Origin of the sequence: Dictyobacter aurantiacus (assembly GCF_003967515.1) — a bacterium.
Taxonomy (GTDB): Bacteria; Chloroflexota; Ktedonobacteria; order Ktedonobacterales; family Ktedonobacteraceae; genus Dictyobacter; species Dictyobacter aurantiacus.
The window spans coordinates 4,197,488-4,210,190 of record NZ_BIFQ01000001.1 but is presented as its reverse complement, the minus strand read 5'-3'; the positions used below and the strand labels follow the sequence as shown (position 1 = coordinate 4,210,190).

At 50.3% G+C, this 12,703-nt stretch carries 8 protein-coding genes and 1 CRISPR repeat array (1 of these 9 only partly in view); of the genes, 1 reads left to right on the top strand and 7 read right to left on the bottom strand.

Annotation, left to right across the window (positions count from 1 at the left end; genetic code table 11):
- Nucleotides 1-2,705: a CRISPR direct-repeat array (repeat unit 37 nt; unit sequence GTTTCAATCCTCACCCAACCGCGAGGCTGGGTGCATC); it reaches 1,659 nt to the left of the window's first position.
- A 215-nt stretch (nt 2,706-2,920) separates the two neighbouring features.
- From cas2 to cas3, 7 genes are all read right to left on the bottom strand, one after another.
- Nucleotides 2,921-3,211 (bottom strand): CRISPR-associated endonuclease Cas2, encoded by a 291-nt coding sequence (cas2, locus tag KTT_RS16970; protein WP_126597113.1) that lies wholly within the window; start codon nt 3,209-3,211, stop codon nt 2,921-2,923.
- Between the two features lie 89 nt (nt 3,212-3,300).
- A complete protein-coding gene (cas1c, locus tag KTT_RS16965) occupies nt 3,301-4,332 on the bottom strand; it encodes a type I-C CRISPR-associated endonuclease Cas1c (RefSeq protein ID WP_126597112.1) in 1,032 nt (343 codons plus the stop codon).
- A complete protein-coding gene (cas4, locus tag KTT_RS16960; RefSeq protein ID WP_126597111.1) occupies nt 4,329-4,988 on the bottom strand; it encodes a CRISPR-associated protein Cas4 in 660 nt (219 codons plus the stop codon). The genes cas1c and cas4 overlap by 4 nt, the downstream gene beginning before the upstream one ends.
- A gap of 82 nt (nt 4,989-5,070) precedes the next feature.
- The gene (gene cas7c, locus KTT_RS16955) at nt 5,071-6,060 is read right to left on the bottom strand and encodes a type I-C CRISPR-associated protein Cas7/Csd2 (protein WP_126597110.1); all 990 of its coding nucleotides are present in this window, start codon (nt 6,058-6,060) and stop codon (nt 5,071-5,073) included.
- Nucleotides 6,061-6,076: 16 nt separating this feature from the next.
- A complete protein-coding gene (gene cas8c / locus KTT_RS16950; protein ID WP_126597109.1) occupies nt 6,077-7,849 on the bottom strand; it encodes a type I-C CRISPR-associated protein Cas8c/Csd1 in 1,773 nt (590 codons plus the stop codon).
- 2 nt (nt 7,850-7,851) lie between these two features.
- Complete coding sequence (cas5c, locus tag KTT_RS16945; RefSeq protein ID WP_126597108.1) at nt 7,852-8,508, bottom strand: type I-C CRISPR-associated protein Cas5c; 657 nt, start codon at nt 8,506-8,508, stop codon at nt 7,852-7,854.
- 209 nt (nt 8,509-8,717) lie between these two features.
- A complete protein-coding gene (cas3, locus tag KTT_RS16940) occupies nt 8,718-10,937 on the bottom strand; it encodes a CRISPR-associated helicase Cas3' (RefSeq protein WP_126597107.1) in 2,220 nt (739 codons plus the stop codon).
- 1,376 nt (nt 10,938-12,313) lie between these two features.
- Between cas3 and KTT_RS16935 the strand changes: the two genes are divergently transcribed.
- A complete protein-coding gene (locus tag KTT_RS16935) occupies nt 12,314-12,700 on the top strand; it encodes a transposase (RefSeq protein ID WP_307720645.1) in 387 nt (128 codons plus the stop codon).
- Nucleotides 12,701-12,703: the final 3 nt, after the last annotated feature.

Genomic DNA, 12,703 nt, shown 5'->3' with positions numbered 1-12,703 from the left:
TTCAATCCTCACCCAACCGCGAGGCTGGGTGCATCCTCCCAGTGTTGGCAACGTCATGAGCGCAGCAATGTTTCAATCCTCACCCAACCGCGAGGCTGGGTGCATCCCGTAATCTGCGCCACTGGGAGCCTGGCATGGATGTTTCAATCCTCACCCAACCGCGAGGCTGGGTGCATCTTTTCGGACTGGTTTCTTCCTGGTTTCTCTCCAGTGTTTCAATCCTCACCCAACCGCGAGGCTGGGTGCATCAAGCATGATAATGAGATCTTAGAGGCACTCAGAACGTTTCAATCCTCACCCAACCGCGAGGCTGGGTGCATCATCGCCTGCTGCAACAGTATAAATGTGGAAATATTGTTTCAATCCTCACCCAACCGCGAGGCTGGGTGCATCCTGACTTGTCAACTTCAATCCCAACAGGCTCAAGGTGTTTCAATCCTCACCCAACCGCGAGGCTGGGTGCATCGAGCGCCGGATTTCGGCAACAACTGCGATTTGTCAAGTTTCAATCCTCACCCAACCGCGAGGCTGGGTGCATCAGGTTGATGTTATATCACGAGCGTTCGTACCATCAGTTTCAATCCTCACCCAACCGCGAGGCTGGGTGCATCCAGCCTGGGTACTGTTGGCAACAGCCTGATCCAGTGGTTTCAATCCTCACCCAACCGCGAGGCTGGGTGCATCGGTGGTGCCGCCGTCATAGGAGACATCCACGCTGTTTCAATCCTCACCCAACCGCGAGGCTGGGTGCATCGCCGGTAACATGAGCCAACACGTGAAACACCATTGGTTTCAATCCTCACCCAACCGCGAGGCTGGGTGCATCATGACCAGGCAGTTGTAAAGCAATGGCTTAAGGAGTTTCAATCCTCACCCAACCGCGAGGCTGGGTGCATCTGGGAGAGATAGGATTAAGCAGTGGATCCTGGCCAATGTTTCAATCCTCACCCAACCGCGAGGCTGGGTGCATCTCCAACGCCACTTTTACCTTGACCGGTCGAATGGATGTTTCAATCCTCACCCAACCGCGAGGCTGGGTGCATCATACGGGCCGCGTCTTCTACTACGAGGCAGGCAAAGTTTCAATCCTCACCCAACCGCGAGGCTGGGTGCATCAGATGAGCCCTAAGTCCTGCACATTGGGGTCAGAGTTTCAATCCTCACCCAACCGCGAGGCTGGGTGCATCGGGACTACATCAGGTGTTACTGCTGGCCGCGTATGTTTCAATCCTCACCCAACCGCGAGGCTGGGTGCATCGGGACTACCACCGCGGCGACGTGATCACCTTCACCGAGTTTCAATCCTCACCCAACCGCGAGGCTGGGTGCATCATGCCGCCTGCGCTCTTGTCACGAGCTGCTTTATCCAGTTTCAATCCTCACCCAACCGCGAGGCTGGGTGCATCCGGGGATCAGATCCGCGCCCAGTTCGGCAATATTTAGGTTTCAATCCTCACCCAACCGCGAGGCTGGGTGCATCAACGAGCGATACTCCCAGGGTGCCAGTCCATCCATGTTTCAATCCTCACCCAACCGCGAGGCTGGGTGCATCGGCTATAGACCGCCGCGCCCATGGCGTCGTGGACCGAGTTTCAATCCTCACCCAACCGCGAGGCTGGGTGCATCGGCAGCGTGTGCTCGTGCCACCAACGACCGATGTGTTTCAATCCTCACCCAACCGCGAGGCTGGGTGCATCCCGATGTGGATCTGCTCTTTGATCTGGATATGGCGTTTCAATCCTCACCCAACCGCGAGGCTGGGTGCATCATGGCGGCGGCTCCTACAATCCGCTGCAAAGCGTGTTTCAATCCTCACCCAACCGCGAGGCTGGGTGCATCGAGATGCCACAGAAGGAATACTACACACTAGAGGTGTTTCAATCCTCACCCAACCGCGAGGCTGGGTGCATCGCACCAATGCTCGTGATATAACATCAACCTTTGATCAGTTTCAATCCTCACCCAACCGCGAGGCTGGGTGCATCACAAGCGGCAGCTCGGCGCATGGGATCGTCATCATGTTTCAATCCTCACCCAACCGCGAGGCTGGGTGCATCCGCACGGTCACCATGCGATCGTGGACATACCGCGGGTTTCAATCCTCACCCAACCGCGAGGCTGGGTGCATCGGCGTTTTAGAGCAGAGGCTTTAGATAGATACATTGTTTCAATCCTCACCCAACCGCGAGGCTGGGTGCATCATTTTGGGGGTGTTCTTTCTGCTGCTACTGCCAGTGTTTCAATCCTCACCCAACCGCGAGGCTGGGTGCATCCTTGCGCCAATTCTGCCGCTGTTTTTTTCCTCGATGAGTTTCAATCCTCACCCAACCGCGAGGCTGGGTGCATCCCGTATGAGCAGCTTGCGTAAACATCGCAATATTGTTTCAATCCTCACCCAACCGCGAGGCTGGGTGCATCATTAGATGTGCATAGGGATTGCAGCCATGGCTATTATGTTTCAATCCTCACCCAACCGCGAGGCTGGGTGCATCACTGGCAGGGCTGGCAGCTGCTGCTGGTGGTTCGTTTCAATCCTCACCCAACCGCGAGGCTGGGTGCATCTGCTGCAGCACTAGGTACCAGCCTCATGCCCTCTTGTTTCAATCCTCACCCAACCGCGAGGCTGGGTGCATCGCCCTCCCTGAATCGTTTGATGAGGCCCATTTTTGTTTCAATCCTCACCCAACCGCGAGGCTGGGTGCATCCGCTCACGCTTTCAACATAGGCTCTGCCTGTGTTGACTCGCCTATTTGCGCGGACCTCATTTGTCATTACCTCAACACACAAGTTTTTGTGCCCGCCTTTCTGTAGGTCCCTTTCTCATATTCGCCTCTACCAGCTTGGGATGGGCATTCAGCATATCTTTAGCTGTATGCGCGAACCTCGTGCTTGTTGATTCAGCAGATCTGGTTCGCGCATATTAGTAAATGAGTGGCGCATTATAATCAACATCGTGTTGATTACCAAATGTCCAGAGATAACGAGAACGTACTTGCGTCATACGGTAGATACGCAGGCTATCCTCTGTTTCGCTCATAACTTGAAGCAAACGCTGTTTCAACTGTTCAAGTTGCATCTCGTTTAATGAGCATTCAAATACCGATTTCTGAACTCGTTGCCCATAGGCGAGACAAGCTTCAGCCACTTTGCGAAGCCTACGTTTGCCTTCGTTCGTTTCAGTACAAACATCATATGCTACTAATATATCCATTGCTTTTACTTCTCAATTCGCGTTGTGCTGTCATTTTATTTCAACTCACATTTGGGCGGAAAGGGCGAGTACACCTCTATTGGTGATTGCTACCGATAGAGAAAGGGAAGATAATCAGGCACGTCTCCTCGCAGGTGCCGCGCCAGTAAACGTGCCTGAACATGAGGGAGCAATCCGATTGGTATTTTTTTGCTGAGAACTCTATGTTGAACTTCATTTTGCTTGCGGTTCTGATAGGCTTGAATAACTACTTTACGAGCTTTCTCTGTCAGATGAATAGCCCCTCCTTCGCGTTCAATAAAATCGTCGCGTTGAATCTGGCATCTATTGATGAGCGAGAGAATCAAACGATCTGCTACTATTGGGCGCAACTCCTCCATCAAATCTAGAGCTAGCGCCGGGCGTCCAGGGCGCAGTACATGTAAGTAACCAACCTGCGGATCCAATCCCACTCCCTGCAGTGCTCCCGCGCAGTCATGGCGCAAAAGCGTATAGACAAACGAGAGCAATGCATTCACCCGATCAAGCGGTGGACGTCGGGTACGCCCATTGAGAGTAAAAACGGTACGATCTTCTCGTACCATAGAATCAAAAGCTCCGAAGTAGGCACGCGCAGCATCTCCTTCACTGCCACGCACCGCTTCAATAAGGGTATAGTGCTCTAAGCGCTTCAATACATTGGCATGTACGATTGCCGCAGCTGCTAATACGTGACGGTCTTTATCATTCTCCGTCTCTCGGTAAGCTCTCATGAGCACCTGACGACAATTTTGCACTTTCCCTGCTACGATATTGCGTGCAATAGAGAATGCGCGCGTTTGATCACTATTTGCTACATATTGAGCTTGTCGGAGCAAGACATTGCCACTGGTTGGACCCTCAATACGTGCTTTAAAGTGACCATGAGTATCAAGTAGAACGATAGTGCGCCCATCCTCGGCACAACGATGAATTAATGCTGGACTGAGCAGAATATTGCCAAAACAGACAATGCTACTAAGATGAATAAGGGGCATCTGTACTAGCTTCGTCTCCTTGGCTTCCATACGGATGGTATCGTGATCAAGGTGCAGATATGCCCGCTCAGTCGTAACGTACAGCGTGTTGAGAATCTCTTTCATTCGCCAGTTATACTTTCTTCTTCAACAGTGAAGAGGTGCGAGCGATAAAATTTCCATCGATCAGATTGCACCACGACGTTTGGTAGGCAAGACTCAATCAGAGAACATTTATTACACCGTTGGTCATTCACTGCTGAGGGCATATAGCTACTTTTCAAGAGTATCCGTACTGCCCCGGTCATTTTAGTCACCATCTCACGCAATGGTGTATCAAACGTGATTTCGCGGCGTACTCGTGAGCTACAATAGTAAATAGCTCCTTGCGGGACAGCAATCCCAAGCATTTCTTCTAAGCAAAGTGCCTGAGCGCATAATTGGATAGCTTCGTATTCCCAATCACGGCGTTTTCCTTGTTTGTACTCAACCGGATAGGGAACATTTCCAGGAAACTCTACAACATCGGCGCGCCCGGTGAGACCTAAGCGGTGCGACCACAATGGCAACCCCCTCTCGACCTGTATGTCATCTTCGTTGCGGCTTGTAGCCTGATCCACGCGCTCATGAGCTATATTGCCCCTTAATGTATAAATGTTTTCATCAAAAATCTGCTCTAGATGAATAAGAGCACACTGCCGGGGACAATAACTATAGTGCTCCAGAGCAGATATCATTACCGGCTCTAAATCTTCCCTATTTACGTCATCTTTCAGCTTCATCAACTACTTTCCCTCCCGTGGGAGCATCCAGCCAGCTCATGGATGCTCCTACCACGCTAGAATATGCTATCAAGCCAGGCTACTACACGAGTCGTGTGAGCGTCACTTCCTCTGGTAAATCCATTTCGTTTACTGTAATCGCGTAGTCGTTGATGTGTCGAGGTATTTGTACATCTTCGGCAAGTTTGACATGTATCCGATCAAAAAGACGATGTGCTGGTGCGTTTCCTAAAGCATTCCTGTGGCTAAAAATGATGAGGCCACGCAATGCCAGCATACCTCGGTTGGCAGAGCGATCGATATCCCATACCGACTGCAGAGCTGTCCAGAACACTTCCAAGTCCTCTGAGGAGAAACCTGTTTGTTGTGCAAAGTGTGGGACAACAAAGCCATAGCCAAGATACAAACCATACGGGACAAATGCCTTGCGCCCCATCGTACTCGTTGTCTTTTTCTGTGGATTCATTTCGGTTACCGCGACGCGTGTAATGGAGATGTCTTGAGGAACGATCCGATCAACGGATTGAGCGAACGTTAACTGGATTGGACCGCGAACCTGCCCAGCTGGGTAATCGCCGGTGGATAGCACGGCGCCGAAGGTACGGATGTCATAGAATTGCTTACACATCCAGTCTCGGCGCGCATGCTGGCGGGAGGCAAGGCTCTCGTCCACTCTCCTATCCCGTGACTCTTTTCCCTGGTCACCTACTTTTGTCGCCTTCGGGCGTTTCCCTTCTTTTTCTTCGAGTACAGTACCACCTGGCTCATTTTCTGAAGCTGCTCCAAAGACAGCTTCATGAGCACGCTTGTTGAAATCATTGAGCGCAATTCCCTTGTTTTGCACATAAATGGCAAAACCAGCTTTTTGCTCAGCTGTCATATCCACCCAATCACGAATTTTTCGCTTGATACACACGTCCGTCACCAATCCGCGCATTGTTTCGGGATCAATTCGCGGGAGATTGCCAGCATCAGGGTCACCATTCGGATTTCCATTGGTCACATCAAACAGGAACGCAAAATCATGCCGTCTGGTTGGATCACAATAGATCGGCGTTGATAGAGTGGTCATGGATAAAAACTCCTCTTCATATTTCTTCAACAGGATTGGTATCATCATTATCAGGTGTTTCAACAGTGAGCGCATCGTTGGTGGAAGTCTGCCGGGGAGAAAGATATCTGGCTCTCTGATAATAAAAGCCCAGTGCAAATCTTCCCTGCTCCTCAAGGGTAAGAATAGTTGGAAACGAAGGGAGGTGTTCCAGCAGTTTTGCTAACTCTTTGTCTGGATAACTCAGGGAAGCACCATACCCTTTGTACATCGTATTTGAGTCTTTGGTACGTATGGTTGCCAGATGAGGAATGGCTCCCTTGAGGAGTCGAGGAAACACGACAGCAGGGGCCGTTGAAGCGGTCCCGTAGAAACGGTCGACAATTGTGGCATTGACTTTTCCCAACGCACGGTACTGGATATAGTCCAATTGTGCCAGAAGTCGACCACAGAGATAGGCACTGCTTGTATCTTTTTCATCAAGGCTTGCCATTGTAGTATCTCCTTCATAGTCCACAACATCCGTGTTTTGCTGAGACAACAGCACCATTTTGATCAGCGCAGCCTGTTCCGGCTGGATTTCGCGACTGGCCCGAACACGATGGATTACTCTGTACATAAGTGATGTTGGCAGATGACCACCATGTAACGCAACACGCATCAGAGCCTCGCCAACCTGGGCCACTGGTTTTTCTTTCGAGAGGCGGTTGGCCGTGGCATTGATAAGAACATACAGGGGAAAGTAGCGGAAAAAGCCATCGGGATCCAGAATGCGCTGCAGCCAGAAAAATCGTGCCAAGTCACGATGGGCATTTTGTGCCGAAGTTTCAATCCAATCCCGAAGTACGATGCGCGCACCGCTTGCAGACAGTGTTGCAGCATAGAAAGCCGAGGTATCGAGGGAGGTTGCCGTAACATCACCACTACGGACAGACCTGAACAGTTCTTTGACAACATCTGGTTTCGCTTCCATCAAGTCGGGAATATTCAATTCATCTGTATCGGTAGAGGCGTCAGAAGGACGAACCCAAAAGATGTAGGCAAGTGGTGGCAAAATGATATGCGTATTTGGCCCTCGCAGGAGTTCATTGAGCGCATTCCCAAAGCGCTCCCCACACGCTTCGCAGGTAGGGGCAATCAATGATGCGGTCAGGCCATATGACTCAAATGCAGCAGCGTTCGCCGAAATGAGTGTCATTCCGGTTGCCTGGCCACCTGGAATACCTTTAATGACAATGGGCAATCGCTCAACGGGGGGGCGCATTTCTCCACAGACGAGGCACTGCATCGTCGCCTCTGCATCGCCTGCTGCCGCCTTCTTCGCCCAATAATTCCGCACAGCTTCTTGATCAATCGGGTAGATGTCACCGACCCGGAACGCAATATTGCTGGATGGATCAAACTCTCGTTTCTTTTGCAGAATAGCATCAACAATATTGGGCGAGCCGAGAAATTTTGCGACCGCGACCACCGATGGCTCACGCGTGGCAACTGCACACTCTCTCACCTGTTTGACATAGGCGTCATGTTGCTCCTGTACGCGCCTGGGATCGCTTTTCTCACGCGCGATGCCAAGGGTATATTCACCGTTGTCAACCAGCAATTTCGGTTTGATGCCCGAAGAGCGTTTGCAATGTGGTGCCACGAACAAAACGTTTGCTTTACCCTTCTCACCTATCAATTCATCGATACCTTTATACGTCCCATGCTCATCAAGGTGAATAATATAGCGCACGGACGTGGATTGATACATAGGAGGTGGGAGCTGCGCGATCTGACCGGCATATTCACTCAGTTTTTCCAGAAACATCTTTACTGATCCTTTCCATACAGTGTTTCTGGAATGCGCAGGACGCCATGGTGCAGCGACGCGGGAAAGAAACGTGGTTGGCCTCTTCCACTGCCATCTGGCTCATAGTCAAGATCAAAAAGCATTCTACCCAGATCAATATTGATATCCTGGAGGTAGGCATCTTCAGTCTCTGGGATCTCCGGGCCGAATTGCGCAGGAAATTCACGGCAACCCAGGTAGGGCATACTATAACATTGACCTCTCTTGACTCTGCGCTGAAACTGGTCGCGATATTTCGCAGCATCCTCTTGCACACCCGGGCGGACAACAACATCCGCGGCAATACTATAGGCCACATCGCGCAGGCACAGTGTATGTCGCTGTGAGCGATCCTCTTCTGCGTAAAATCCTTTCTCCCCCTGGAGGGACCGCTGCCCTACTCCATACGATGCACGGCTGTTCACTTCATTGCGCAACACGGAAAAGTGCCGTATTGGCTTGAGCACGCGGATCTCTCGAACACGCCACTGAAATTCTGGCTTCCAGAAAATGGCTTCGAGTACACCTCGTGCAGCTGAAGGGGTCATTACTTCGTAACTCACGCGTTCAACCTTCATCTCCGGCCGGGTAAAGCAAGCGAACTTCCCCCAGACACACACTTCAACTGGTGTATACATCGTTGTTTGTCCATTCGTTCAATGGTTTCAATCCTCCGCAGACCAAAAAGAACCATATTACAGATCGCTGGGAAAAAAGCGCATGCGCTTTTTTCCGGTGATTTCTTGTGATCCAGCACCTGTCAAGGCGCACGCGCCTTTTCTGGTCCATGTGTTTCCATGGTGCTCCAGCTCCTCCCCGTTTCAATGAGGATAATGTGGGTGGGGTACTACCAGATATGGAGATCAGCACTGAATGCGCTATCCAGGACAATACCCTGCCCATGTTTGCCATCAATTCCACTTTCGTAGTTCCCACGCCATTCCCAGACTCCAGGAATCACTTCTACGGCGAGGCCTTGCTGCTGCGCTTTTTTCAACTCATGTGTGAGCAGATTGACCGTATAGGGTTGCAATGCACGGAGGTCACTACGACGAGGATACCGGGCGGTTCGCAACCGATTAAGCAGATGTTCAATAGCTTCGCGCTCAGGCTTATACCTCACGATGACAGGAGTGCTCTCATCCCCAATCATGCGAAATTTCTGCGCGACTTCTGGATAATTGAAGCTTTTGCGTAATGCTTGAATGCCATAGTGATCGCGATACGGATAACCATAGTATTCGCGGAAATATCGTTGATACAGGGCAGGGTCATGTAAATCCGCAGCGCTCTCTTTCAACAATCTTGCAGCGACATCCGTTCCGACGCGGTAGGCCCCTTGCGGAGTATGGCCATGTTCAGGCGCAAAGACAATTACCTGGCCCAGAGACGGCATCTTTCCCTCACGGTTCGCCCGTCCAGCCGCCTGCACGATACTATCTAAAGGGCCAACTGCACGCATCACAAGAGGAAAATCAACATCCACACCCGCTTCAACGACTTGTGTGGCAATAAGACGGCACGGCTCTTTCAGATCGAGAAGACGGCGTACTTCCGCTAAAACCGCTTTGCGGTGCGCGCTACACAGCCGGGTAGAGAGATGGAAGAGGGTAGGATCGTACTCGTGTTCAAGAGGATCTTCAATCGTCAATAGATCAAGAATATCAACAGCATCACGACGCGTATTCACGATGACCAGTATTTGCCGCTCAGATCGTACGCGATCGGCAATCTGCTCCCAGGTCCAGGTCTCGCCAGCAACGGGTAATTGATAGACGACACGTTTGAGCTGAGCAAAGTATCGTTCAGGTGATGGAATAATGTCGTCAATAGCCTCGAGTCCGTCGAAGCCCTGCCGCGCCTCAAAATCAGGCTGTGTCGCAGTACAGATGACGACGGTTACACCATAATGCGCGACCAACTGGCGTAGCACATCGAGAAGAGGCGTCAGGAAGTACACTGGCAACATCTGAGCTTCATCAAGAATGATGACACTGTTGGCAATATGATGCAGTTTGCGGCAGCGGCTCGTACTCTGGCCCAACAGACTCTCAAACAACTGCACGGTCGTCGTGACAATCAATGCTGCATCCCAGTTTTCTGCAACCAGTCTTCGGCGGATCTCTGAGGGCGATGGTTGATCAGGATCCAACGTACCTACATCACTATGGTGTTCAAGAAATGCCCGATCATCACCAAATAGTCCACGGAAAACCTGTGCAGTCTGGTCGATAATACTGGTATATGGGATTGCATAAATGACGCGCGCCATGCCATTCTCCTTCGCATGGTGCAATGCAAATGCCAGGCTGGCAAGCGTTTTTCCACCACCTGTCGGAACAGTCAGCCGGAAAAATCTGGGGGTATTGTGAGAAGCATCAATGCACTTTTGGTATACTTCAGCACGAATGGCGTTGAGCGGAGTTGGGTCGACATTCCCAAATTTTCGCATATGTTCTTTTTCAAATGTCTGCAATAACGCCGCTATAGACCAATACCCACCCCGTTCTGTTCTTTTCCCTCCATGGAAATGCTGTTCTGTATCAAGAAAATCTGCATCCACCAGAGCGGAAAAAGCCATCCGTATGAAGAACTCCAGATCCAATGCAGTGCGGATATAGGGAGGGAGAACTTTTCCTGGCGGAACTTGCAATGCGGGTACCTGTTGTTTTGCAACAGTAATTGCATCTTGCACTGTTTTTTTTCGCTGGAGCTCGCGGATATGCGTTTGCAATTTAGCAGCAGATGGGAGACCTCCATGATGCCCAAATATGGTGAATGCCAAAGATCCTTTGCTCTCAAATGCTTCTCCAAGAAGTGTTCCAGCTCCCTTATGATCTGGTCCCTTTACGCGTTGTGTTGCATTGAGATTTTCAGCAACAAGGAGGTAACGTTGAAAATCCGGATCATATTTCCCAATGTCATGCAATAATCCAGCATAATAGGTAAATGCTCCCCCACCAAAGGGGGCACCGTACTGCCTTGCGTTTTCAGCAACATGATGCAAATGCTCTTCTAATCCCTGGCGTTTTCCGAGAGCATTTTTTGTGTGAGCAATTCTTGTCAATTTTCTCTCCCGCAATCCTTCCAGATCGCGACCACGTTGAAAAAGATGCGCACGAACCGTTACCGGTTTTCAAGGCCATAAGAAGAAAGATTCTGGTAGAGTATCTTTTTCTTTCTGCAACTGAATACATGTTCATGAACACATACCTTAATGGAGATTAGTATATAGCAAGAAATTAGTGATGTGAAGTGCTAAACGCATGAATAAAACGTACTCTTGTTTTTATTAACAAAAAATTAATTATACAAGAATTGATGACATCGCATACCAATAAAAAATGAGAGGGAGTAAGCAGTGCTTATCCCCTCTCAAAAATGTCACGATACTTAGAACAGATACCGTAATGATTTCAATCCTCATCCAGCACAAAAGCTGGATGCAGCGGGCGATTATAGTATATGCTGTTTCACCCCTCATCTGACTCAAAGCCAGGACGAATCTGGCTACGCTGCAAAGCGATTTCATACATATGACGTTTCAGTCCCCGTTCGGCTCAAAAGCCAGATGCATCTTTCTTTAACATTAGTACATTCCACATTAACACCCTAAATGCCAAGTTCTTTGGCAGCATACTCATTCAAAAAGACTTTTGCATCATCATCGATGTGAGGGAAGCCTTCGAACAATTCATTCAATCTATTTAGCGTTCCTGCACCCTCCTGGTAGAGCCGCTCATAATGGCTATATCCTCTTCCGAATGCATCGACGGCCAGGTCACAGTATGTAACGTACCTGGTAGAATAGACAGTAAAAGAAGAGAGGTACGGAAGACAGTGCGTCCGTAGAGCGCCCTTCTTCATCGCTTCTCATGAAGTTACGGGTAGAGAGATCCCGTATGGTCAACGAGATTACCGGAGATGGAAACGTCACAAGGGAACTAAGCATGCTCGTAAAGCGTCAGCCCTGGAAACCAGGAGACAGAGTGTGATGCAAGACCAAGGATGGTATGGCCAAGGCTTGATCACTTAAAACCCAGTTTCTTAGCCTTAAGTACCGGGGTGGACGAAGACTGGTTGAGACGTCCACAGAAGATGTTTACAGGGGTTACATGTTTCGACTCCTGTACTCTCTAACTCTTCTCAGCGTGGAAGACGCCACGATAAAGGAACGAACGGGAGCCTAACCCATCCGTATATGGGAGGAGCGTCAAACGGAGATCACCTACGTTGTGGGTTCTGATAACTTTGTGCCGGAGCCGCGATAGGGTGACAGAGCTTCCATAGTAATCTGAGACGGTAGCACCGTTCACATGGTGAAGGGAAGCAGGCCATTGCGTTGAACACAACCAGCGGTATGCGTAAGGCAAAGAAGCTCATGGGAGAGGTTCAACACCAGGAATTTCCTGAGAATGGCTGGAGAGCCGTATACATCGAAAGGTGTCCGTGCGGTTCGGAGGGAAACAGAGCGAAACCTACTCTGGCAACAGATCAAGGCGCGCTCTGTTCACCCTATTGGCAGGCAAACGGAAAACGTATACACCAGAATTCAAGTTCAAAGTGGTCATGGAAAGCTTTCAGCGTGAGACGACCTTAGAAGAAGTGTGCCGAAAGTTTGGCCTGGCCAGTTCCGTCATCAGTCGATGGCGCCAAGAATTTCAACAAAAAGGGCCAGAGATCTTTGCCGATCAACGTGATCTCCAAACGCGCAGCAAGGCCCAAGGCCATGCGCCAGGGGAATCTCCGGAAGAGTTGAAGCAGCTCATTGGCGATCTGACCGTTCAAAATGACCTGCTAAAAAAATCCCGCGGGCTACTGGGCAATTAAGCG